At 73.8% G+C, this 23,025-nt stretch carries 23 protein-coding genes; 13 read left to right on the forward strand and 10 right to left on the reverse strand.

Annotated features, from left to right (window positions below; all coding sequences use genetic code 11):
* On the forward strand, window positions 1-1,197 hold the full coding sequence (locus SMD20_RS11000; protein WP_329578602.1) for a UDP-N-acetylglucosamine--N-acetylmuramyl-(pentapeptide) pyrophosphoryl-undecaprenol N-acetylglucosamine transferase: 1,197 nt from the start codon (window positions 1-3) through the stop codon (window positions 1,195-1,197).
* On the opposite strand, the gene SMD20_RS11005 is transcribed toward SMD20_RS11000, so the two are convergent.
* The 6 genes from SMD20_RS11005 to SMD20_RS11030 all read right to left on the reverse strand — a co-directional run bounded on the left by SMD20_RS11005 (window position 1,143) and on the right by SMD20_RS11030 (window position 9,797).
* A complete protein-coding gene (locus SMD20_RS11005) occupies window positions 1,143-2,057 on the reverse strand; it encodes a hypothetical protein (RefSeq protein WP_329592503.1) in 915 nt (304 codons plus the stop codon). The genes SMD20_RS11000 and SMD20_RS11005 overlap by 55 nt on opposite strands.
* 30 nt (window positions 2,058-2,087) lie before the next feature.
* On the reverse strand, window positions 2,088-3,008 hold the full coding sequence (locus SMD20_RS11010) for a hypothetical protein (RefSeq protein WP_329578604.1): 921 nt from the start codon (window positions 3,006-3,008) through the stop codon (window positions 2,088-2,090).
* 10 nt (window positions 3,009-3,018) lie between these two features.
* A complete protein-coding gene (locus SMD20_RS11015) occupies window positions 3,019-3,912 on the reverse strand; it encodes a hypothetical protein (RefSeq protein ID WP_329578608.1) in 894 nt (297 codons plus the stop codon).
* A 100-nt stretch (window positions 3,913-4,012) separates the two neighbouring features.
* Window positions 4,013-6,850, reverse strand: coding sequence for an NACHT domain-containing protein (locus SMD20_RS11020; RefSeq protein WP_329578611.1), 2,838 nt, complete (start codon window positions 6,848-6,850; stop codon window positions 4,013-4,015).
* Window positions 6,851-6,910: 60 nt separating this feature from the next.
* The gene (locus SMD20_RS11025; RefSeq protein WP_329578614.1) at window positions 6,911-8,779 is read right to left on the reverse strand and encodes a propionyl-CoA synthetase; all 1,869 of its coding nucleotides are present in this window, start codon (window positions 8,777-8,779) and stop codon (window positions 6,911-6,913) included.
* 88 nt (window positions 8,780-8,867) lie between these two features.
* The gene (locus SMD20_RS11030) at window positions 8,868-9,797 is read right to left on the reverse strand and encodes a GNAT family N-acetyltransferase (protein WP_329578617.1); all 930 of its coding nucleotides are present in this window, start codon (window positions 9,795-9,797) and stop codon (window positions 8,868-8,870) included.
* Window positions 9,798-9,927: 130 nt separating this feature from the next.
* Here SMD20_RS11030 and SMD20_RS11035 point away from each other — a divergent pair, with 130 nt between their 5' ends.
* Window positions 9,928-10,872 (forward strand): hypothetical protein, encoded by a 945-nt coding sequence (locus SMD20_RS11035; RefSeq protein ID WP_329578619.1) that lies wholly within the window; start codon window positions 9,928-9,930, stop codon window positions 10,870-10,872.
* Between the two features lie 83 nt (window positions 10,873-10,955).
* Window positions 10,956-11,471 (forward strand): hypothetical protein, encoded by a 516-nt coding sequence (locus SMD20_RS11040; RefSeq protein WP_329578622.1) that lies wholly within the window; start codon window positions 10,956-10,958, stop codon window positions 11,469-11,471.
* A 102-nt stretch (window positions 11,472-11,573) separates the two neighbouring features.
* Here SMD20_RS11040 and SMD20_RS11045 read toward each other — a convergent pair whose 3' ends face one another.
* Window positions 11,574-12,479, reverse strand: a complete 906-nt coding sequence (locus SMD20_RS11045; RefSeq protein ID WP_329578625.1) for a LysR family transcriptional regulator — start codon at window positions 12,477-12,479, stop codon at window positions 11,574-11,576.
* Between the two features lie 100 nt (window positions 12,480-12,579).
* Between SMD20_RS11045 and SMD20_RS11050 the strand changes: the two genes are divergently transcribed.
* Both SMD20_RS11050 and SMD20_RS11055 read left to right on the forward strand, forming a co-directional pair.
* Entirely contained in the window at window positions 12,580-13,302 is a 723-nt protein-coding gene (locus tag SMD20_RS11050) for an aspartate/glutamate racemase family protein (protein ID WP_329578628.1), read from the forward strand.
* Window positions 13,303-13,465: 163 nt separating this feature from the next.
* Complete coding sequence (locus SMD20_RS11055) at window positions 13,466-13,657, forward strand: hypothetical protein (RefSeq protein ID WP_329578630.1); 192 nt, start codon at window positions 13,466-13,468, stop codon at window positions 13,655-13,657.
* On the opposite strand, the gene SMD20_RS11060 is transcribed toward SMD20_RS11055, so the two are convergent.
* Complete coding sequence (locus SMD20_RS11060; protein ID WP_329578632.1) at window positions 13,641-14,447, reverse strand: class I SAM-dependent methyltransferase; 807 nt, start codon at window positions 14,445-14,447, stop codon at window positions 13,641-13,643. The genes SMD20_RS11055 and SMD20_RS11060 overlap by 17 nt on opposite strands.
* Window positions 14,448-14,581: 134 nt before the next feature.
* Here SMD20_RS11060 and def point away from each other — a divergent pair, with 134 nt between their 5' ends.
* The 5 genes from def to SMD20_RS11085 all read left to right on the forward strand — a co-directional run bounded on the left by def (window position 14,582) and on the right by SMD20_RS11085 (window position 18,035).
* Complete coding sequence (gene def / locus SMD20_RS11065; RefSeq protein ID WP_329578634.1) at window positions 14,582-15,121, forward strand: peptide deformylase; 540 nt, start codon at window positions 14,582-14,584, stop codon at window positions 15,119-15,121.
* 7 nt (window positions 15,122-15,128) lie between these two features.
* Window positions 15,129-15,752: a helix-turn-helix domain-containing protein gene (locus SMD20_RS11070; protein WP_329578637.1), complete on the forward strand. Its 624-nt coding sequence runs from the start codon at window positions 15,129-15,131 to the stop codon at window positions 15,750-15,752.
* The gene (locus SMD20_RS11075; RefSeq protein WP_329578640.1) at window positions 15,745-17,151 is read left to right on the forward strand and encodes a pyridoxal phosphate-dependent decarboxylase family protein; all 1,407 of its coding nucleotides are present in this window, start codon (window positions 15,745-15,747) and stop codon (window positions 17,149-17,151) included. Before SMD20_RS11070 ends, SMD20_RS11075 begins: the two co-directional genes overlap by 8 nt.
* A gap of 71 nt (window positions 17,152-17,222) precedes the next feature.
* Entirely contained in the window at window positions 17,223-17,639 is a 417-nt protein-coding gene (locus SMD20_RS11080; RefSeq protein ID WP_329578643.1) for a CBS domain-containing protein, read from the forward strand.
* A gap of 33 nt (window positions 17,640-17,672) precedes the next feature.
* Window positions 17,673-18,035 carry an MmcQ/YjbR family DNA-binding protein gene (locus SMD20_RS11085; RefSeq protein WP_329578646.1) on the forward strand — a complete coding sequence of 121 codons (363 nt, stop codon included), beginning with the start codon at window positions 17,673-17,675 and terminating at the stop codon, window positions 18,033-18,035.
* 80 nt (window positions 18,036-18,115) lie between these two features.
* On the opposite strand, the gene SMD20_RS11090 is transcribed toward SMD20_RS11085, so the two are convergent.
* Complete coding sequence (locus SMD20_RS11090) at window positions 18,116-18,994, reverse strand: hypothetical protein (protein ID WP_329578648.1); 879 nt, start codon at window positions 18,992-18,994, stop codon at window positions 18,116-18,118.
* Window positions 18,995-19,056: 62 nt separating this feature from the next.
* Window positions 19,057-19,938 (reverse strand): hypothetical protein, encoded by an 882-nt coding sequence (locus SMD20_RS11095; protein WP_329578650.1) that lies wholly within the window; start codon window positions 19,936-19,938, stop codon window positions 19,057-19,059.
* 102 nt (window positions 19,939-20,040) lie between these two features.
* On the opposite strand from SMD20_RS11095, the gene SMD20_RS11100 reads away from it, so the two are divergent.
* The 3 genes from SMD20_RS11100 (at window position 20,041) to mtlA (ending at window position 23,025) form a co-directional block, all read left to right on the forward strand.
* The gene (locus tag SMD20_RS11100; protein ID WP_329578653.1) at window positions 20,041-20,802 is read left to right on the forward strand and encodes a DeoR/GlpR family DNA-binding transcription regulator; all 762 of its coding nucleotides are present in this window, start codon (window positions 20,041-20,043) and stop codon (window positions 20,800-20,802) included.
* Window positions 20,799-21,836, forward strand: a complete 1,038-nt coding sequence (gene pfkB / locus SMD20_RS11105; RefSeq protein WP_329578656.1) for a 1-phosphofructokinase — start codon at window positions 20,799-20,801, stop codon at window positions 21,834-21,836. Before SMD20_RS11100 ends, pfkB begins: the two co-directional genes overlap by 4 nt.
* 64 nt (window positions 21,837-21,900) lie before the next feature.
* The gene (gene mtlA / locus SMD20_RS11110; RefSeq protein ID WP_329578660.1) at window positions 21,901-23,025 is read left to right on the forward strand and encodes a mannitol-specific PTS transporter subunit IIC; all 1,125 of its coding nucleotides are present in this window, start codon (window positions 21,901-21,903) and stop codon (window positions 23,023-23,025) included.

Here is a 23,025-nt window from a genome sequence, read left to right on the forward strand (position 1 = left end):
ATGTCACGAACCCTGCGACTGTTGATCACCGGCGGCGGCACCGGCGGTCACACCTACCCGGCCCTGACGACGCTGTCCGCCTTCCAGCGCCGCCAGGTGCCGCACGACGTGCTCTGGGTCGGCACCGCGAGCGGCCTGGAGGCCAGGATCACGGCCGAGCACGGCATCCCGTTCAAGGCGATCACGACCGGCAAGCTGCGCCGCCGCCCCAACCTCCGGGAGCTGGGCACCAACATCGCGGACGTGTTCCGCATCCCGGTCGGGGTGTTCCAGGCGATCGGGCACGCGGCCCGCTACCTGCCCGACGTGGTGCTGTCGACCGGGGGTTACGTGGCGGTGCCCATCGGCGTGGCGGCCAAGCTGATCCGCCGCCCCCTCGTCATGCACGAGCAGACGACCGTCGTCGGGCTGGCCAACCGGATCCTGTCGCGCCTCGCCACCCGGATCGCGCTGTCGCACGAGTCGTCGCTGGAGCACCTGCCCGCCTCCGCCCGCGCCAAGGCCGTGGTGACCGGCAACCCGGTGCGGCCCGAGCTGCTGGCCGGCAACCGGGCGGCGGCCTACGACCTGTTCGGGCTGACCTTCGAGGTGCCGCTCATCTACGTGACCGGCGGCGCGCAGGGCAGCAAGCAGATCAACACGCTCATCGCCGAGATCCTGCCGCAGCTGCTGCCGCACGCGCAGGTCGTGCACCAGTGCGGGCCCAACTGGATCGAGCAGATGCGCGCGGTGCCGGTGCCCGCCGAGCTGGCCGACCGCTACCACCCGGTGCCGTACGTGGGGGCCGAGCTGGCCGACCTGTTCGCCGCGGCCGACGTGGTGATCGCGCGCAGCGGCGCGGGGACGGTCTCGGAGCTGACCGCGATCGGCAAGCCCGCCGTGCTGATCCCGCTCATCCCGACCGGCGGCGACGAGCAGCGCAAGAACGCCGGCTACCTGGCCTCGGCGGGGGCGGCGCGGGCGCTGCTGGAGCCGCGGCCGACGGCCGGCCAGCTCCTGGCGGAGCTGATGCCGCTGCTGGCCGATCCCGGGCTGCGCGCCGCGATGGGGCAGGCCGCGGCCAAGCTGGGCCGTGTGGACGCCGCGGACGCCCTGTGCGACCTGCTGCTGGAGGTGGCCCACACCGGGTCCCCCGCCGGGGGTCAGGGCTCGCCCGGGGCTCCCGGCACCTCTTTCGGCGCTCCCGGGTCCAGGTAGCGGAAGGCCTCGCGGGCGGAGCTCACGCTCCGCCTGAGCGCCTGCTCCAGCCGGTCGGCGTCGGCCGCCAGCCGGTCCAGCTCGGGCACCGCGAAGGCGTCCGCGCCGGTCTCGGCCACGAGCTCCTCGTACTGGTGCAGCCGCCCGCGCAGCTCCTCGATCTGCTCGTGGGCGTTGTAGGCGCGCTCGGCCTCGGTGACGTTGGCGGCGTAGCGCTCCAGCGCCTCGACGCGGGCGAGCACGGCGTCCTCACTGCCGTCGAGCGCGCGGGCCAGCGGCTCGGCGACGGCCTCGACCTCGGGCGTGAGGCCGCGCGAGACGGTCTCGCGGTGCTTGGCGCGCAGCGCCGACAGCTTGGCCAGCAGGCGGGCGATCTCCCACTCCTCGGCGGGCAGCATCACCGCGTTGCGGGCGTCGTCCAGCAGGCCCTCGGTGTTGACGCGGGAGCCGGTGACGGTGGCGACGGCCCGCTGCGCGCGGGCCAGCAGCCGCCTGGCCGACTCGTCGAGGTCGTCGAGGAGCACGTAGCGGCCCTCGTGCCGGCGCAGCAGCTCGTAGGTCTGGCGCTCGGTGTCGTCCTCGTCCTCCCCGGCCAGGTCCTGGCGGGCGAACAGCCCGATCACCATGGGGACGCCGAACAGCACGAGGACGAGCAGGCCGAGCCCCCTGCTCGCGGCGCCGAGGCCGAGCAGCAGGCCGAAGAGGACCACGCCGGCGAAGACCCTCACCATGCCGCGGGGCGCGCCCGGCGAGGCCCTGCGCGACTGGGGTGCCCAGCCCTGGCGCATCTTGACCAGCACGCGCCCGGACTGCCTCAGCACCTGCGCGTCGTCCGGTGGTATCTGGGGATCGACCACCATATCCGCCACAAATTCGGATCCTAAGCCAAATCACCCCCCAAGGTGGCGAAAAGCCTCGTGAGCCGAGCTGACGCTGTCGCGTAACGCCTGCTCAAGGCGGCCGGCCTCCTCGGACAATCCGTCGAGCTCGGGAACGGCCGCACCGTCGGCCCCCGACTCCACGAGCAGCTCCTCGTAGCGGGGCAGGCGGGCGCTGAGCCGCTCGATCTGCCGCCGGGCGCGGTAGGCGCGCTCGGCGTCGGCGACGTGTCCCGCGTAGCGTTCCAGCGCCTCGACGCGGGCGAGCACCGCGGCCTCGCTGCTGTCCAGGGCCTCGGCGAGCGGCCCCGCCACGGCGGCCACCTCGGGCGTCACCCCCTCGGCGATCACCTCCTGGTGCTCGGCGCGCAGCGCCGACAGCTTGGCCAGCAGGCGGGCGATCTCCCACTCCTGCGCGGGCAGCATCACCGCGTTGCGCACGTCGTCCAGCAGGCCCTCGGCGTTGATCCGGGAGGCCATGATCTGCTCGACGGCCGCCCCGGCGCGGGCCAGCAGGGCGCGGGCGGGCTCGTCGAGGTGCTCGTCCAGGACGTAGCGGCCCTCGTGGCCGCGGGCGTGCTGGTGGACCTCGCGTTCGAGGGCGCGGCGGCGCTCGATCCCGGCGTCGGTACGCGGCCGCAGCAGCACGGCGACGGTCAGCACGGCGGCGCCCGTCATGGTCATCGCGAAGGACGTGTAGCGCTCGGCGGCGAACAGGGCCAGGCCGTACAGGGCGAGCACCGCCGCGACCACCCCGGCGCCGACGCTCACGGCCAGGCCGAGCGTCGGGTCGGGGCCCTTGGGCGGGGGCCGCCAGCCCTGGTGGACGCGGGCCAGCAGGGCGTGGTTGGCGCGCAGCAGGTCGGCGACCTCGCGGGAGAGCGCGGGATCGACGACGACCTTCGCGGGGCGGCCGGGCAGGATGTCGGTCATCGCGCGGCCGTCAGCTTTCCAGGTGGCGGAAGGCCACGTGCGCGGACTCCACGCTGTGCCGGAGCGTCCGCTCCAGCGTGTCGGCGTCGCCGGCCAGCTTCTCCAGCTCCGCGAGCGCGAGCCCGTCGGCGCCCGACTCGGCCAGCAGCTCCTCGTAGCGCGGCAGCCGTGTCCGCAGCTCCTCGATCTGGGCGTGCGCGTGGTAGGCGCGCTCGGCCTCGCGTACGTGGTCGGCGTAACGTTCCAGCGCCTCGACGCGGGCGACCACCGCCGCCTCGCTGGCGGACAGGGCGCGTTCGAGCGGCTGGAGCACCGGGGCGACCTCGGGCGCGAGGCCGCGTTCGCGCAGCTCGCGGTGCTCGCGGCGGAGGGCGGAGAGCTTGGCCAGCAGGCGGGCGATCTCCCATTCCTGCGCGGGCAGCATGACGGCGTTGCCCGCGTCGTCGAGCAGGCCCTCGGCGTTGACGTGGGAGCGCAGCACCGCGCCGACCGCGCGCTGCGCGCGGCCCAGCACGAGCCGCGCCTCCTGATCGAAGTCCTCGCCGAGGAGATAGCGGCCGTCGTACCAGCGGGCCTGCTCGTAGACCTGGCGCTCGTGGGGGCGCTCGTCCTCGGGCGGCTCGCTCATGGAGGCGATCTTCACCAGGACGACGAACACGAACGTGCCGAGCAGCACGAACCCGGCCGGCGCGAACGGCGAGTCGAGCAGGACGGCCATGAGGGCGATCACCACCGGGGTGGCGGCCAGCAGCAGGGTGCTGGAGGGGCCGCGGCGCGGCCGGCGGGATCCGCAGGAGGAGTCGTGGGGCGACCATCCGGCGCGCATCCGGGACAGCAGCGAGGCGTTGACGCGTAACAGCCCGGCGACTTCCGCCGGAACCGACGGATCGACCACCACACCCACGCTCTGTCCTGGCACCCTGGCGCCCCCCAAGCTCGGTATGTGGATATTACGTAACAATCCGCTCGCGTGTCAGCCTCGAATGCCGCCGGGCGTACGGGATTCAACCATCGTCCTGCTGCATCTCCCACAGCGATGTCTCGGGGATGCCCGCCTTGACCAGCAGCTCCCAGGCCGCCCGCCGCTCGCGCGGATCGGCGAGCACCGCGCGCAGGAGGGGCCGCAGCCGCACGTGGTCGGCGCCGCCCTCCGCCCACAGCGCGCCGAGCGCCTGGTGCACGGCCGGCGAGCGGATCGCGGCCGTGCGCAGCAGCTCCTCCAGGATGGCCACCCGGTCGCGGTACGGCAGGGGCCGCCCCTCCCCCAGCGCGCGCAGCAGCAGGTCGAGCAGGCGGCGGTGGCGGGGGCCGTGCCCGGTGGCGACGGCGACGACCGCGTCCCCCATCCCCGTGGGGTCGTCGGCGCCGAGCACGACGTCCTCCACGCCGTTCTCCATGACCCGCCGCGCCGACAGGGCGGTGACCAGGCCGTTCCATCCCTCCTCCCCGAGCTGGCCCTTCCACAGGTGGGTGAAGGACGACCAGCGCTCGGTCGCGTCGGGTCCCGGCAGCAGCTCCGAGACGCGGACCGGCCCGTCGGCGGCGGCCACGACGAGCAGCGCGAGGTTCGCCGAGTACGCGGCCAGCCGCCGCGCCAGACTGTGCCGCACCGGGCGGAAGCCGGTGAAGTGGCGGCGCCCGCACTCGTGCAGGGAACGGCGCAGCAGCCCGGACAACTGCTCGACGCAGCGGGCCCGGATCTCGGGCGGCACGTCGTCGAGCAGGTCGATGACGAACCCGACGATCGGCCCGCGCTCGGCCAGGCAGGAGTGGGAGATGACGGCGTAGAGCAGGTCGTCGTCCACGCTCTGCACGAGCGCCAGCGGCTCGTCGCCGGCCTGGCTGCGCCTGCGGTCGAGGTCGCGCAGCGCGTAGACGGCCAGCCAGGCGACCAGGAAGTCGCCGAAGGTGGAGTGCAGGAAGGCGTGGCCGCCCCGGCGGACGAAGAAGAACCGCTCGGTGGCCCTGCGCGCCCAGCCCGCGCGGGCCGGCCGGTCGGGGTCGGCGTCCGCCGGGTCGTCCTCGCCGCCGTGGCATAAGGCGGGCAGGTCGCGTTCGAGCGCCTCGTCGGTGATGACCTGGCGGCCGCGGGCCAGCATGGACAGCGCCGCCGCGCCGAGCAGCACCAGCTCCTGGTCGATGACCACCCGGCCGGCGCCGCCGGTCTCGCGTTCGGTGAAGTCGCGCAGCAGCACCTCGTACAGGCGGGAGCGCTTGAGCGGGCGCCGCCGGGGGTCGTCCTGCTGCGCGGCGTTGCCGCCGGCGTCGTAGAGGGCGAGCAGGAGCAGCAGCAGCGGCTGGCGGGCCATCTCGCCGTGGGCGAGCGCGGCCTCGGCGGGCAGCGGCGTGAGGTCGCGGCGGGCCAGCAGGGCGCGGTTGGCCTGGTCCCAGATCTCCAGCCACTGGCGTACCTGGTCGTCCTCGAACGGCAGGAGCCGCAGCGCCAGCAGCCCGTCGGGGAAGCGGATGCGCTCGGCCACGACCGTGCGGCTGGTCACGATGACGGCGGCGGGACGGCCGAGCCCGGCCTCGCGGCGCTGGAACTCCTCCACGCGGGCGAGGTAGTCGTAACGGCCGGAGCCGCCGAGCAGCAGCTCGTCCAGCCCGTCGAGGAGGATCACCGGCTGCGCCCCGCCGGCGGCCTCCACGAGCTCGCCGTAGGAGACCTCCTCGCCGAGCACGGCGGCGATGGCCTGCTCGATCTGCTCGGTGACGTCCGCGCGCGGCGCGACCCCCTGCAGGTCCACCCGGATCGGCAGGAACTCCGAGCGGGCCAGGCGGGCGGCCAGCACCTCGGTCAGCTTGGTCTTGCCGGAGCCGGGGTCGCCGAGCACGAGCAGCGGCGCCCGGGTGGCGCGCAGCGAGGTGAGGTGCCCGACGAGGAACGCCTCGGTGTCGGGCAGCAGCCGCTGGTCCTCCCACCAGCCGTCCAGCGTGGGCGAGGCGTCGCGGGTCAGCTCGGCCACCCGGCAGCGCGGGGTGAGGTAACCCTCGCCGAGCAGCGGCAGGTAGACGTCCTCGGGCAGCTTGCCGGCCAGCAGGAGCGGCTGGTCGAGCAGGTTGGCGGCCATCCTGGCCAGGTGGACCATGGGGCGGTCGCCGACGCGGGGCGGCGCCAGCTCGGCCAGCAGCCACGCCACCCTGGACAGCGCCGTGGAGGGCTGGGGGCGTTCGGTGACCAGGCTGCGCACGCCGAACTCGTGACTGTCGAGGGCCAGCGAACGGTAGTTCTCGTCATAGACGCGCAGGGCGTGGGCGGGCGGGCCCTCGGCGAGCATCCGGGGCAGCAGGATCTGGTCGTCGTGGCTCAGCTCGTCCCAGACGGGCAGGCCGGCGACGTAACCGGCCAGGGCCTCCGACATGCGCGCGTAGGCACGTTCCACCGCCTGGCGGGTCTCGCCGAACGGGATGTGCGGCTCGGGGGTGGGCAGGCGCTCCAGCATCAGGGCGGCCATCAGGCGGGCGAAGCGCTCGGGGGTCGGCACGCCGCGCGCGATCTTCTCGGTACGGTCGAGCTGCTCCAGCGTGAACGGCAGCTTGGCCTCACCGAGCGCCTCGAAGTAGGCGGAGACGACGATGACGGCGTGCGCGGCGGCCAGGCGCTGGGTGCGGGTGTGCCGGTCGACGCCGCCGCGCAGCTCCGGCAGGCGGCCGAGGACGTCCTCGCCGTAGCGGACGACGGAGGCGCGCATGTCGGCCACGCCCATGACGAGCTGCCCGGCGCCGGCCAGCGGCCACCCGCTGCGCTCGGCCGCCGCGCCGAACCCGATCACCTTGGCGAGCCTGCCGTCCTTGCAGCCGAGGATCCGCAGGGCGTCGGCGTAGCTCGGGGTCTCGATCATGGCCTTCTCCCGGGGACTGGGGTTGTCCCGTCAGCGCTGGGTGCCGCGGTCACATTCCTTTCATGCCCGTTTCATCGCCTCGGCGATCTCCGGCAGGGCGGCGGGGTCCTCGATCGTGGACGGGGTGGCGTACGGGCGGTCGTCGGCGATGTCACGCATCGTGCCGCGCAGGATCTTGCCGGAGCGGGTCTTCGGCAGCCGGGCGACCACGACGGCGCGGCGGAAGGCGGCGACCGGGCCGATGCGCTCGCGCACCAGGGCGATCAGCTCGCGCTCCAGCTCCCCGGGGTCGCGCTCACAGCCGGACTTGAGCACCGCGAAGCCGACCGGGACCTGTCCCTTGACCTCGTCGGCCACGCCGATGACGGCGCATTCGGCCACGTCGGGGTGACCGGCCAGGACCTCCTCCATGGAGCCGGTGGACAGCCGGTGCCCGGCGACGTTGATGACGTCGTCGATGCGGCCCATGACGTAGAGGTAGCCGTCGGCGTCGAAGTGGCCGCCGTCGCCGGTCAGGTAGTGGCCGGGATGGCGTTCGAGGTAGGAGGAGTGGAAGCGGGCCTCGTCGCGGTAGAGGGTGGGCAGGGCGCCGGGCGGCAGCGGCAGCTTGACCGTGACCGAGCCCTCGGCGCCGGGCGGGCAGTCGTTGCCGGCGGCGTCCAGGACGTGCACGTCCCAGCCGGGCACGGGCTTGGTCGGGGATCCTGGCCTGGCCGGCAGGGTCTCGATGCCGACGCAGTTGGCGGCGATGGGCCAGCCGGTCTCGGTCTGCCACCAGTGGTCGACGACGGGGACGCCGAGCAGGCCGGCGGCCCAGTGGTAGGTGTCGGGGTCGAGGCGCTCGCCGGCGAGGAAGAGGTGCCGCAGCCCGGACAGGTCCCACTTTTTCGCGAATTCTCCGGAGGGGTCCTCCTTCTTGATGGCGCGGATCGCGGTCGGCGCGGTGAACAGCGTCCGCACGCCGTGCGTGGCCACCACCCGCCAGTACGCGCCGGGGTCGGGGGTGCCGACGGGCTTGCCCTCGTACAGGACGGTCGTGCAGCCGGCCAGCAGCGGGGCGTAGACGATGTAGGAGTGGCCGACGACCCAGCCGACGTCGGAGGCCGCCCAGAAGACCTCGCCGGGGGCGGCGCCGTACACGTTGGCCATGCTCCAGTGCAGCGCGACGGCGTGGCCGCCGTTGTCGCGCAGCACGCCCTTCGGCGCGCCGGTGGTGCCGGAGGTGTAGAGGACGTAGAGCGGGTCGGTGGCGGCCACGCTCACGCAGGGGGCGGGCGCGGCGGCGCGCACGGTCGCGGCCCAGTCGAGGTCGCGGCCCTCGGTCAGCTCGGCGAGGCACTGCGGGCGTTGCAGGATCACGCATCGCTCAGGCCGGTGGGCGGCCTGCTCCAGCGCCGCGTCCAGCAGCGGTTTGTACGCCACCACCCGGCTGGGCTCGATGCCGCAGGAGGCCGACAGCACGACCTTGGGCCGGGCGTGGTCGACGCGCACCGCCAGCTCGCGGGCGGCGAACCCGCCGAACACCACCGAGTGCACCGCCCCGAGGCGCGCGCAGGCGAGCATGGCGACCACGGCCTCGGGCACCATCGGCATGTAGATCACGACGGTGTCGCCAGCGGTTACGCCGAGGTCGCGCAGCATGCCCGCGGTGCGCGCCACCTCGTCGAGCAGCTCGGCGTAGCTGAGCACGCGCACGCCGCCGGTGACGGGGCTGTCGTGGATCAGCGCCGGCTGCTCACCACGGCCCGCGGCCACGTGCCGGTCGAGCGCGTTGTGGCAGGTGTTGAGCCGCCCGTCGGGGAACCAGCGGCCGTCGGGGCCGAGGACCGTGGCCGGAGCCGTGTCCCAGTCGATGCCGCGGGCCGCCTCGGCCCAGAACTCCTCGGGATGCCGGATGCTTCGCCGGTACGTCTCGTCATAACCAGCCACTTATCGATCAGACCAGCCGCCGGGGCCCCGGCGCAAGTGCCCGGCCCGGCGGCGGCCCGATCGTTTCGCGGCCCGATCGTGTGGGCGGTCAGCCGGCCGACAGCACCAGCCGGACGGCGAAGGTGTGGTACCCGGCCCGCTCGAACGCCTTCACCATCGGCACGTTGCCGCGGTCGGTGTCGGCGACGACGCGCTCCACGCCCCGCTCGGCGTGACAGCGGGTGATCTCGCCGAGCAGGTCGTCCACGTAGCCGTGGCCGCGGTGCTCGGGCACGACGCCGAGGTAGCCGACCACGGGCCCGGCGTTGTTGGCCGACGGCAGCGCGACGCCCACCAGGGAGTTGTCCTCGGCCGAGTACGCCAGCCGCCACCACGACCGGTCCCCCGGCATCTCCCGGTAGTCGGCGACCTCCTGGCGCGCCTGCTCCTCCGGGTCCATGGTGCGCAGGGCCAGCCGGGTGGCGTGGTCGAGCGTTCCCTCCGCCACCCGGCGGAACGCCGCCACGAACGCCTCGTCGTCGTCCTCGCCGCGGAAGACCAGCCGGCCCGACGGCTCGGGCACGGGCTCGCCGGCCGTCCACGCGAGCCGCAGGCGTTCCAGCTCGTCGGTGAGCCCGGCGCGGCCGGCCGCCTCCTGGCGCCAGCCGAGCCCGGCGGCGGCCTTCGGGTCCTCGCGCCAGCCCTCGGACAGGAACACGTGGTACGCCGGGCGGTCGCCGAACGCGGCGTGGCCGCGCTCCAGCAGCTCGGCGGCCAGCGCGACCCGGTCGCGGACGGACGGGTGGACGTAGACGCAGTCGAGGGCGAGCGGCCGCCCGTCGGGGAAGCCCCACCAGACGGCGCGGGCCAGGATGTCGCCGGTGTCCTCGTCGAGGGCCAGCCAGATGCGGTCGTGGCGGTAGTGCCCGCTCTCCAGGAACGACAGGAGGCGGTCAGGGTGGGCCCAGCTGACGGACTCGTCGACGACGCAGCCGAGCAGGCGGTCTAGGTCGTCGCCGACCGCGGTACGGAAAAGCACGATTCCTCCGAGAAGGGGAAGAGGGCGCGCGGAGCGCCCAGGGCAGTGCCGAACATCTCAGCGCCTCCTTTCTTCCGACTTTTCGGCGTCAGCGGGCACTGTATCGCAAAGAACGCGAAAGGATGGGCTCGTGAGGTCCTACGACGACGAGACGCTGCCCCTGCAGCCGCCCATCCGGCTGCCCGACGAGGCCACGCTGGCCGCGGCCGTCCGCGCCGCCCCGCTGGCCGAGGAGCTGGGAGCGGAGGAGCTGGGAATTGAGCGCGGCGACGCCGAGGTGCTGGCCGCCTGGGCGGACCACTGCAGGGAGCGGCTGGCCGCCGACGAGGGGCTGCTGGTGGAGCTCATCCGGCTGTTCCTGTCCCGTGAGCCGGTCAAGGGGGAGGCGCCGGAGACGCTGTCGGGGCTCGGGCTGGTGCGGACGGCGGAGCCGTACACGCTGAGCTGGCTCGGCCTCTGGGCGGCCCGGCTGATCATCGCCGACACCACCGGGCAGGAGATCCCCGTCATGGGCTCGCTCGCCGAGGCCGACGCGGCGACGCTGCTGCACGCGCTGCGCTCCTATCCCGAGGCCGAGCGCGACGAGGAGCTGGCCGGCTGGCTGAAGGGCCGCGACCGGGACGACGCCGTCGCCTCCCTGGCCGCCGCGCTCGCCACGGTCAGCCCGCTCAGCCGGGCGGTCGGCGTCGAGGTGCTCTCCCACGACCTCGGCGACGAGGGCCGGCACGCGCTGCTGCGGCTGCTGGAGGAGCCGAAGCTGGGCGCGGTGATCGCGGCCAGGACGGCGAACCCGCAGCGGCAGCCGGTGCCGGAGGAGATCGCGTGGGTGCTGGTGGACATGGCGGCGGCGCTGCTGGAGTTCGGCGACGCGCCGGACGAGGTGATCAAGTCGATCGCCATGGGGATGAACTCCGAGGAGCAGGCCGCGACGATCGCGATCCTGGCGTTCGGCGACCATCCGTGGACCGGGCGGGTGCTCCAGGTCTTCATCGACCACCATCCGGACGAGCGGATCGCGGCCGCCGCCAGGAAGGCGCTGCGGCGGCTGCGCGGCCTGTCGGACCACCGCGCCTGAGCCGCGAGCCCTGGGCGTGGGACGGGGCCCGCCCGTGATCCGGCCGTGATCGGCGGCCCGCCGGTGACGGTAGAGTCGGCTCGGTGACGAAGCATACGATCTCCCCGCAGAACAGCATCCTCGGTGAGGCGTTCGCCTGCGCGTGCGGCGTCATCCTCGGCGGCCGGATGACGGCCGAGCTCCACGCGGCCGAGAACAACCTCTGCTCGGCCTGCCTCGGCTCGGCCGAGGAGGAGGTCGCGCCGGGCCTGTCGCGCGGCTGCACGTCCTGCGCGGGCAGCGGGCGGCGCAAGGAGCAGATCACCTGGCAGCTCGCCCACGCCGAGGCGGAGAACCTCATCACCATGAGCGTCGTACGCGGGATCGTGGCCCGCTTCGACGGGCCGTTCCGCCTGTCGGAGATCGCCGACACGGTGCGCACCGGCCTCGGCCTGCCCGCCGGGCGGCTGCCCGTGGGCCCGCGGGTGCGCGACCTGCTGCTGCAGCTGCAGGCCGCGGGCGAGATCGCCATGCTGTCGGCCCCTGACGAGATGCTGGGCACCGACATGGTCCTCTACCGCGACCCGCAATGGCAGCGCGCCCGCACCCTCGGCATCTGACGACTGCTCACGTGCGTTCGCAGGGGCTTTCGCGGTGAATCTCGCGGAGGCTGGTGCTCCACGGCGCCTCGCCGACTGCGTCTGCCGGGAGTCTCGGGTCCTTCATCGCCGAGGTCGGGCCTTCACGGCGTTCAGGGCGGTCATGAAACGGGTGAGCAGCGGCCCCATGTCCCCGGCCGGCCAGACCAGGTGCAAGGTGGTGGCGGTGCCCACGAGCCGTCGTGGTGTCACGCCCTCCCGGTGCAGCACTCGATAGGAGTCGGCCATCACGGCCGCGCCGAAACCGGCGGCGACCAGCGCGAGGATCGTCTGAACGGTCCGGCCCCGTGCGCCGATGCGCGGCACGATCCCGGCGTGATGGCACAACGAGGTGATCTCGTCGTGCGCGTGGGGCGCGGCCTCCCGTGGCCACAGCACCAGGGGGATCTCACCGAGCACGGAAACCGGCGCCGGCTCACGGGTCGTGGCGAGCGGATGCCCGGCGGGCAGGAAGAGGGTCAGCGGCTCACGCGTCCAGACCCGGGTGGCGAGGCGGGCGTCGCGGACCGGCAGCCGCTGCACTGCCACGTCGAGGCCGCCGTCCAGGATGCCGGCCGACATCTCGGCGTCGTCGAACAGCTCCACCAGGGACAGCTCGACGCCGGGGAGCTCTGCTCGCAGCCGGCCGAGCGCGTCCCCGAGTGCGCCGTTGATGCCCGATCCGGCGAACCCGACCGTCAATCGACCGGTCTTGCCCTCGGCGGCCAGCCGTACGTCGTGCAGGGCGCCTTCAGCGTCGGCCAGCATGCGCACGGCCCGCCGGAGCAGCGCCTCGCCGGCAGTGGTGGGAAGAAGGCCGCGGCCGGCGCGGGTGAACAGTTCGGCTCCCAAGCGTCTTTCGAGTTCACGTAGTTGCCGGCTCAGGGTCGGCTGGGTCAGCCGGAGGCGGCGAGCGGCCGCGCTGATGGATCCCTCTTCGGCGATCGCGACCATGTAACCCAGCAGCCGCAGATCCATCCATGCCTCCACGGCATGGATGCTATATCGATCGATGCCTCAATGTGGGGCACTCGAGGTCCTCCGGGGAAGAATGGAGCCGTCCCGAAAGTCCTGAAACGCCGGAGCCGTCGTGAAACACCTTGGAGTTCTCGCTCACAGCACGGGAGGAGCCGCCCTTTGCTTCCTCGACTTCTGCGAGGAGGGATTCCGCCGGACCGGTCGCAACGAGCATCCCGACGTCACCATGGACTACATCGCCTTCGGCTACAGCATGCCCGCCTGGGACAGCGGAGATCACGCGGCCGTCCGGGCCACCCTGGCCACCAGCGCGCAGCGGCTCGCCCGGGCCGGCGCCGACTTCTTCGTCTGCCCGGACAACACCGCCCACCTGGCTCTGGAGGCGCCGGGGCCGGACCTCCCGCTGCCGGGTCTCCACATCGCCGAGGTCGTCGCGGACCAGGCAGCGGCCGAGGGGCGCACTCGTGTCGGCGTGCTGGGCACCAGGTACACGATGGACGGACCGCTGTACCCGCGGGCGCTGGCGGCCCGCGGGATCGCCGCGGAACTGCCGGGCGCCGACGACCGCCACCTCGTCAACGAGATCATCTTCAAGGAGCTGGTGAACGGCGTGATCAGCGATGCGTCGCGCCAGGAGTATCTACGCGTCATCGGACGGCTGGCCGACCGGGGCTGCGACGCGGTCGCGCTCGTCTGCACCGAGATCCCGTTGCTGATCACGCCCGATGTCTCCTGCCTGCCGACGCTGGATTCGACCCGTCTGCTGGCCCGCGCGGCCTACGACGTCGCCGTCGGCGAGCGCGCGATGCCGGACTGGCGCGGCGGCCCTCGATGAGCCCGGGACACCGCGGAACGGAGTGGGCGAGGTCTCATCCCGAACAGCGCCTGGAGGAGCTCGGGCTGACGTTGCCGGAGGCCGTCCCTCCGGTCGCGACCTACGTGCCCGCCGTACGCAGCGGTGACCACGTCCACGTCCCGGCTCATCAGGGCGCTACCTGGTGCCCTGCCTGAGCGCCGCGTCAGCCGCGGCCGGCTGGACCAGGAGCGAGTACGCCGCGGAGTTCAGCGGCGACAACACGCGCACCGTCATCCCGCTCGTGCTGGACAAGAGGCGGGCCTACTACGCCGACAAGACCGAGGGGGAGCACTTTCCCGGGCAGGGGCCGTACGCCGTCACGGGCGGCAGATGAGCTCGCCGTGCGGGACGGACAGCCAGCCGTCCCCGGCCGCCGCCCAGGCGCGCCAGCCTTCGGAGATGCGCCGCAGGTCCGCCTCGGTGGCGGCTCCGGTGGCGCGGGCCTGGTCCGCCATGGCGGAGCCGAGGATGCGCTCCGCCCACATGCCGCCCCACCAGGCGCGGTCGTCGGGGGTGGCGAAGCACCAGGTGGAGGAGGTGGCGGTGACGTCGGAGAAGCCGGCGGCGCGGGCCCACGACAGCAGCCGCCGGCCGGCGTCGGGCTCGCCGCCGTTGCCCCGCGCGACCCGCTGGTAGAGGGCCAGCCACTCGTCCAGCTCGGGCAGCAGGGGCCACCAGGCGAAGGCGGCGTAGTCGCTGTCGCGGACGGCGACGTATCCGCCGGGCCTGGTCACCCGGCGCATCTCGCGCAGCGCCCGTACGGGGTCGCCGACGTGCTGGAGCACCTGGTGGGCGTGGACCACGCAGAACGTGTCGTCCTCGAACGGCAGGTCGTGCACGTCGGCGACGGCGAAGTCCACGTTGGTCAGGCCGCGGGCGGCGATCTCGGTCCTGGACAGCTCCAGCGCGTCCGCGCTGACCTCCGAGGCCGTGACGTGGCCTGCCAGGCGGGCCAGGTCGGCGGTGATGGTGCCGGGGCCGCTGCCGACGTCCAGCACCTTCATGTGCGGCTTGAGGTGGGGCAGCAGGTATGCCGCCGAGTTCTCCACGGTGCGCCAGCGGTGTGAGCGCAGCACCGACTCGTGGTGGCCGTGCGTGTAGACGGCGGTCGCCGGACGGTCCATCGCCAAACTCCTTCGTTCGCCTCGGATGCCGTCACCCTAGCGCGCATCTCACCATTCAAGAGAGAACGTCTTACTATACGAGACACTGCTCTCGCGCCCCTACACTGGACACAAGGAGCATTACAGGAGGAACCGTGGGAGAGGTCCGGCCGATCGTGCACGTCGGCGACCCCGTGCTGCATCGTCCGTGCGAGCCGGTCACCCGGTTCGGCGAGGAGCTGGCGGCGCTGGTCGACGACATGTTCGCGAGCATGTACGCGGCGGAGGGCGTGGGCCTGGCCGCCAACCAGATCGGCGTGCCGCTGCGGGTCTTCGTCTACGACTGCCCCGACGCCGACGGCGTGCGCCACAAGGGCGTCGTCGTCAATCCGGCGCTGGAGCCACCCGGCCTCGGCGAGCGCCGGCTCGACACCGGCGACGAGGGCTGCCTGTCGGTCCCCGGCCAGTACGCCCCGCTCCCCCGCCCCGACCGGGCCACCGTCCACGGGTTCGACGCGGCGGGCGAGCCGGTCACGGTGACGGGCACCGGCCTGCTGGCGCGCTGCCTGCAGCACGAGAGCGACCACCTCGACGGGCGGCTCTACATCGACCGCCTGCCCGCCAAGCGCCGCAAGCAGGTGCTGGCCGCCTACCAGGCGACCCAATCCGCGATAGCGGACAATTCACCGCTATAGTGGAGAAATGACGGGCGAAAGTGTGCTGTCCAGCGGGCTGTCCATGGCCGAGCTGGGGCAGCGGGTCCGCGCCGAGCGGCGGACGCGCGGGCTGTCGATCGAACGCCTGGCCGACCTGGCCGGCGTCAGCCGCAGCATGGTCTCCGACATCGAACGCGGCGCCAAGACGCCGACCGTGCTCGTGCTCGACCGGCTGGCCACGGCGCTCGGCACGTCCATCGCCCGGCTGCTGGACGAGCCCGCGCACGGCGCGATGCGGGTGCTGCGCCACGCCGAGCAGCGGGTGCTGCGCGACCCCTCCGGCTGGGAGCGGCGGGTGCTGTCGCCGGTGCTCGGCGACGTGGAGTTCGAGTTCATGCGCACGACCATCGGTCCGGGCGTGGACGCCGGCGAGTTCGCGCCGCACGCGCCAGGGTCGCGGGAGTACCTCGCGGTCGAGCGCGGCAGCCTGCGCCTGACGATCGACGGGCGGGCGCACACGCTGGAGACCGGCGACTCGGCGTACTACCCGGGCGACCGCCGCCACGCCTTCGCCAACGACGGCGCCGACACGTGCGTCTACTACCTCGCCATGGAGCTGGGCACGCCCGGCCACCACGAATCATCAGGGAAGGGACAGCTCGATGACTGACCTGCGCGCCGCCGGTGAGCGGGCGGCCGCCCTCGTGGCCGCGCATCTCGCGGGCGTGCCGGACGGCCCGGTGTGGCAGCCGGTCCCCGACGGCGAGCGCGCCTGGCTGAGCGGCCAGGACCTGCCCGCCGACGGCCGGCCGCTCGACGACCTGCTCGCCGACGTCCGCGCGCACGTGCTGCCGCATCCGATGGGCAACGGCCACCCGCGCTTCTTCGGCTGGGTCAACTCCCCGCCCAACCCGGCGGGCGTGCTCGTCGAGCCGCTGGCCGCCGCGCTCAACCCGAGCTGCGCGGGCGGCGACCACGCCGGGCCGCACCTGGAGCGGGCCGTGGTGCGCTGGCTGGCCGAGCTGACCGGGTTCCCGCATCCGCCCGGCGGCGGGCTGCTGACCAGCGGGGCGTCCATGGCCACGATCGTGTGCCTGGCCGCCGCCCGGCAGCGGGCCGCACTCGCCGACGGCTGGGACGCGCGCGAGGAGGGCCTGGCCGGACGGCCGCCGTTCGTCCTGTACGTCACCGAGGAGGGGCACAGCTGCCTGCACAAGGCGGCCCAGCTCCTCGGGCTCGGCGCGCGGAACGTGCGGACCGTGCCGGTGGACGCGGCCTACCGGATGGACGTGGCCGCGCTGCGCGCGATGGTGGCCGAGGACCTGGCGGCGGGACGGCGGCCGTTCTGCGTGGCGGGCAGCGCGGGCACCGTCAACTCCGGCGCGGTGGACCCGCTCGACGCGATCGCGGACGTGGCGGCCGAGCACGGGCTGTGGTTCCACGTGGACGGCGCCTACGGGGCGCTCGGCGTGCTGGCCGAGGGCGCGGCGCCGCACTACGCGGGCCTGGACCGGGCCGACTCGCTCGCCCTCGACCCGCACAAGTGGCTCGGCGTGCCGGTCGGCTGCGGGTGCGCGCTGCTGCGCGACCCGGGGGCGGCGCGGGCCGCGTTCAGCCTGGTGCCGTCGTACCTGGTGGACGACAACGCGGGCGACCTGGGCTGGCTCGCCGAGTACGGGCCGGAGCAGACCCGCCCCTTCCGTGCGCTGAAGACGTGGGCGACGCTGTCGTCCCTCGGCCGCTCCGGCGTGGTCCGCCTGGTCGAGCACACCACGGGCCTGGCCCGTACGCTGGCGGCGATGGTGGAGCGGGCGCCCGACTTCGAGCCGCTGGCGCCGGTGGTCACGTCGATCACCGCCTTCCGGCACACGCCGTCGTGGAGCGGCGACCTGGACGCGCTCAACCGGGCGATCCCGTTCGCGGTGCAGGCGCGCGGGAACACGTTCCTGACCGGCACCCGGCTCGGCGGCCGGGACGCGCTGCGCGCCTGCTTCCTGCACCCGGACACCACCGAGCGTGACCTGGAGATCCTCCTCGACGAGATCCGGGTGGCGGCCAAGGGCCTCTGAGCAGGTGGGGTGAGGTCCGGGCCGCTCCGGGTAGGGGGCCCCTGACATCCGATCCGCAGAAGGAGGTCCCCATGGCGAGGACCGTGGCAGACGTGATGACAAGGGACCCGGCGGCGGTCGAGGCCGAGCAGCCGGTGTCCGTCGCGGCGGCGCTGATGCGCGAGAACGACGCCGGGGCGGTGATCGTCAACGAGAACGGGCGCATGCAGGGCATCGTCACGGACCGCGACATCACGGTGCGGGTGGTGGCCGACGACAAGGGGCCGGAGACGCCGGTCCGCGAGGCGTGCAGCGCCTCCGTCGAGGCCGTCGGGCCCGACACCGAGATCGACCAGGCGGTCCAGCTCATGCGTACGCACGCGGTGCGCCGCCTGCCGGTCGTCGAGGACGGCCGCGCGATCGGCATCGTGAGCCTCGGCGACCTCGCGATGGAGCGCGACCAGAACTCGGCGCTCGCCGACATCTCCGCCGCCGAGGGCAACCGCTGAGAAACTGTCGGTCGCGGCGGTTACCGTGACCTCGTGTTCACAGTCGAGGATGTACGACGGTTCGCGAGCACCTTGCCGCGCTCGTCGGAGCATTTGATCCGGGACCGCGTGAAGTTCCGGGTAGGCAAGATCGTCTACGTGGCCTTCTCGCGGGACGAGACGCTCATGGGCTTCGGGTTCCCGAAGGAGGAGCGCGAGGCCCTGGTGGCGGCGGAGCCGGCGAAGTTCCTGCTGCCGCGCGAGTCCGACCTGCGCTTCCACTGGGTGGTGGCGCGCACCGCCGCGCTCGACGTGGCGGAGATGCGCGAGCTGGTGCTGGACGCGTGGCGCATGTGCGTGCCCAAGAAGGTCCGCGCCGAACAGGAACTCCTCGCCGCCACCCGCCCGGCCCCCTGACCGCCCCGCCTACCGCGCTGCCTACCGGCCTGGCCACCCCGCCGACCCCACCGTCCCGCCCGCCTGGGGCGGGAGGCGGGTCAGGGGGTCAGGGTGAGGCGGTCGAGGCCGAGGGCGCTGATGAGGAGGCGTTCCTTGCGGTTGCCGAGCAGGCGGGCCGTCCAGTCGGTGAAGCCGCCGTCGCCCACTTCCATCCCGCCCGCGTACACCTTGAAGCACAGGCCGCTGTAGTAGCCCCGGCCGCTCTCCCGCCCCGGGTCGGGGGTGCCGCCGAGGGCGGCGGCGACGCGCTCGAACCGTTCGTCGAGCACCGTGACCCGGGCCTCGGGCTCCCCCGCGCCGCACGCGCGCACCGCCTCGCCCAGGATGGCCAGGTGCTCGGCGGCGTGCTGCCGTTCGAAGGCGTGGTCGCCGGTGTCGCGACCGGCGGTCACCAGCGCGAACAGGGTGAAGTGCGCGAAGCGGGCGGCCCCTTCGACGTGCTGGGCGCGGACGACCCGCTGTACGGCCGCCAGCCGCACCGGCTCGGCCCCGCCCGCGGCGCGGCGGCGGACCGCCGCCTCCAGGGCGAGGGCGTTGGTGGGGTCGGCGGCGACCTCGCCGTTCCTGACGGTGGAGATCACCTTGTTCTGGTCGACGGTGGCGAGGGCCGAGCACGCGCCGAGCGGCGCGACCGGGGAGAGCACGACGGGCTCGAAGCCGGGCGGGAGCGCCGACAGCGCGGCGTCCTCGGCCCGCCGCAGGTCGCGGAACCCGACCCCGCCGGGCGCGGCGAAGCGGTCGTGGCCGTAGCGGCGCAGCACGTCGGCGGGCGAGAGCGCGCCGGCCCTGCGCCGCGCGACCTCCAGCAGCAACGTGGTGAGGTCCGCCCCGGACAGCCGTTCGGCCAGGACGTCGAGGATCTCGGGTCCGCCCGCCTGCCGCAGGACACGGTCGAGTGCGGTCGTTCGCTCAGCCATCCTCCATGCCTACCTGATCTTCACCGGGGCCCGCGAACGCTTTTCCGCCCGCGGGGGCCGGGTCAGGACGTCGCGTCGCGGTAGAGGCCCCTGGTGATGTCGGTGATGCGCTTGACCGAGGTGCCCCATGTGCCGCCCGCCGGGTGCGCGGTCAGCACCGCCATGACGTACCGCTCCCCCGGGCCGACCAGGCCGGTCGTGTGCAGCACGGGACGGCCGTAGTCGGGCACGCCGGAGCCGGAGGCGCGCTGGGCGATCCACGAGACGGGCGCGCCGAGGGCCCTGGCGTCGCGACAGCGGGTGGGCGGCGTGGTGCCGAACCCGGACCAGCCCTGCTTGACGGCGTGCGGGCGGGGCACCGCGTCGGGGATGCCGAAGGTCTGGTCGAAGCCGTCGGTGCCGCAGAGGGCGGCCCGGCGCAGGTGGCCGAGGATGGTGTCGCGGACCCGGGCGTCGGCCCGGTCGAGCAGGTAGCGGTAGGTGCGGACGACGTCGTACGCGCTGAGCGAGGTGTAACCCCAGAAGCCGGGCTTGGACGCGGGCGGCGGCGTGGTGTCGGCGAGGCCGAGCCGGCGCGCGGTGCGCACGATGATCTGCCCCTTGCCGCCCCGGTCCCAGAGGGTGGAGGCGGCGTCGTCGTCGCTGGCCCGCAGCATGACCTTGAGCAGGTCGGCGTCGGTCTTGGGCACGCTCTTGCGCCGCTCCAGGTAGTCGATGGCGATGAGGATCTTCACCACCGACGCCGAGCGGTACTTGCGGTGGGCGTTGCGCGCCGCGACGAACCTGCCCGCCTGCCGGTCGAAGACCACCCACGCCGCCGTCGTCCCCGCGGGCACGCGCGGCGGCCCGGCGGCCACCCCGGCGGGCATCGCGGCGGCGGGCGGTGCTAGGGCGGCGAGGAGGGGGACGGCCGCCACCGCGGCGGCGAGGGAGGTGATGCGCATTCGCCTATAACTACCAGATCCGGCACCGGCACCCTTGACCTTCCCACCGAAGCGGGTATAAACACAGAAGAAACCAACCCGAAACGGCGGTGAATCAACATCATGTACGCCGAGGAGCGGCAGCAGGAGATCCTGCGGAGAGCGCGCGCCGCCGGCCGCGTCGACGTGGTGACGCTGGCCGCCGAGCTCGACGTGACCACCGAGACGATCCGCCGCGACCTCACCGCGCTGGAGCGGGCGGGGGTGCTGCGCCGGGTGCACGGGGGCGCGATCCCCGTCGAGCGGCTCGGCTTCGAGCCGGCGCTGTCCGCCCGCGACGAGGTGATGACGACCGAGAAGGAGCGCATCGCCAAGGCGGCGATCGCCGAGCTGCCCGAGGACGGCTCGGTGATCATCGACGCCGGCACCACCACGGGCCGCCTGGTGCAGGTGCTGCCCGCCGACCGCGAGCTGACCGTCGTGGTCAACTCGCCGCCGCTGGCGACGGCCCTCGCGGCCCGGCCCAACCTGCACGTGATCGTGCTGGGCGGGCGGCTGCGCGGCAACACGCTCGCCACGGTGGACGACTGGGCGCTGCGCCCGCTGGAGCACCTCAACGTGGACGTCGCCTTCATGGGCACCAACGGCTGCTCGCTGGACCGGGGTCTCACGACGCCCGACCCGGCGGAGGCGGCGATCAAGCGGGCGATGGTGCGGGCGGCGCAGCGCAGCGTCCTGCTCGCCGACCACACGAAGTTCTCCAACACCTATCTGGCCACGTTCGCCGAGCTGGCCGAGATCGACGTGGTGGTCAGCGACACCGGGCTCGACGCCGCGCTCGCCGCCGACCTGGCCGCCGCCGGGCCGGAGGTGATCCGGGCGTGATCCTGACGCTGACGCTCAACCCGAGCCTGGACCGCACGATCGAGGTCGCCGCGCTGCGGCGGGGCGAGGTGATCCGCGCCGCCGCGGCCCGTCTCGACCCCGGCGGCAAGGGCGTGAACGTCTCGCGCGCGCTGCTGGCCAACGGCGTGACGGCGCGGGCGGTGGTGCCGTTCGGCGGGGACGAGGGCCGCCAGCTCGTCGGGCTGCTCGCCGCCGAGGGCCTGGACATGGTGACCGTGCCGGTGACCGGGCGCACCCGCTCCAACGTCACGCTGGCCGAGCCCGACGGCACCGTCACCAAGATCAACGAGCCGGGCACCGCCCTGTCCCCCGCCGAGCTCGACACCATCGCCGAGGCGGTGCTCGCCGCCGCCCACACCGGCGGGCAGGGCGCCGACTGGGTGGTCGCCTCCGGCAGTCTCCCGCCAGAGGTGCCCGCCGACGTCTACGCGCGGCTGTGCCGCCGGTTCGCCGAGGCGGGCATCGAGGTCGCGGTGGACACCAGCGGGCCGGCGCTGGCGTACGCGCTCGGCGCCGGGCCCGCCCTGGTCAAGCCGAACCTGGAGGAGCTCGGCCAGGCCACCGGCCGGCCCATCGCGTGCCTCGGCGACGTGGTGGAGGCCGCGCAGGCGCTGCGGGCGGCGGGCGCGCGGGCGGTCCTCGCCAGCCTCGGCGCCGACGGGGCCGTGCTCGTCGAGGACGGCGGCGTCTGGTACGGCCGGGCGCCGGCCATCGAGCCGCGCAGCTCCGTCGGCGCGGGCGACGCCATGCTCGCCGGGTTCCTCGCCGCGGGCGGGCACGGGCCGGAGGCGCTGGCCCGCGCGCTGGCCTGGGGCGCGGCGGCGGCCGGGCTGCCCGGCAGCCGCATGCCGGGGCCCGCCGACATCGATCCGGCGGTCACGGCGGCCGGAGCGCCCGACCCGGCGTGCCCGCTCGCCGTCCCCTTCGTCCCGCCCGCCGATCCGTCCACCGATCTGTCCAGGGGCCTCCTCCCTGGCCCCTCCACCACGAACGCACCCGCTCCTCTGCCGTAGCCCGGCCGCCCCGGCCGGACACCGGCTGCCGAACATCTGCTCAACCCCCCGAAGGAGCAAGTCCATGGCCGACACTTACACACCCCCGGTCGCCGGCACCGGCGTCAAGGCCACCATCCAGCGCATCGGCGGCCATCTGGCCGGGATGATCATGCCGAACATCGGGGCGTTCATCGCCTGGGGCCTGATCACCGCGCTGTTCATCCCGACCGGCTGGCTGCCCAACGAGACCCTCGGCAAGATGGTCGGCCCGATCATCTCGACCCTGCTGCCGGTCCTCATCGCCTACACCGGCGGCCGGATGGTGCACGGTCAGCGCGGAGCGGTCGTCGGCGCGGTCGCGGTGATGGGCGTCGTGGTGGGCACCGACGCGCCGATGTTCCTGGGCGCCATGATCATCGGCCCGCTCACCGCCTTGATCCTCAAATATGTGGACAAGTTCACCGAGGCGCGTACCCGAGCCGGCTTCGAGATGCTGGTGGACAACTTCTCCGCCGGCATCGTGGGCGCCGCGATGGCGGTGGTCGGCTTCCTCGCCATCGGTCCCGTCGTCCAGACCATCACCACCGCCGCCGGACAGGCCGTCGAGTGGCTGATCACCAACAACCTGCTGCCGGTCGCGTCGCTGCTCATCGAGCCGGCCAAGGTGCTGTTCCTCAACAACGCCATCAACCACGGCGTGCTCAGCCCGCTGGGCGTGGCCGAGGCGGCCGAGACCGGCAAGTCGATCCTGTTCATGCTGGAGTCGAACCCCGGCCCCGGTCTCGGGCTGCTGCTGGCCTACCTGCTGTTCGGGCCGCGCGCGCTGCGCCCGAGCACGCCCGCCGCGATGATCATCCACTTCTTCGGCGGCATCCACGAGATCTACTTCCCGTACGTCCTCATGAAGCCGCGTCTCATCGCGGCCGTCATCCTGGGCGGCGCGGCCGGCGTGTTCACCTTCATGGTCACCGGGGCGGGCCTGGTCGCCACCCCGTCGCCGGGCAGCATCTTCGCCTACATCGCGGTCACGCCCAAGGGCGGCTGGCTGGCCTCCAGCCTCGGCATCGTCGTGGCCGCCGCCGTGTCGTTCGCCGTCGCGGCCGTCCTGCTGGGCTTCGGCAGGGGCGAGAAGAAGGACGGCGAGGACGACCCCGGCACCGCCGGCGCCGAGACCGGCGCCGAACCTCTCACCAGCAAGGAGGCCTGA

Source organism: Nonomuraea sp. LP-02, from assembly GCF_036289125.1.
Taxonomy (GTDB): Bacteria; Actinomycetota; Actinomycetes; order Streptosporangiales; family Streptosporangiaceae; genus Nonomuraea; species Nonomuraea bangladeshensis.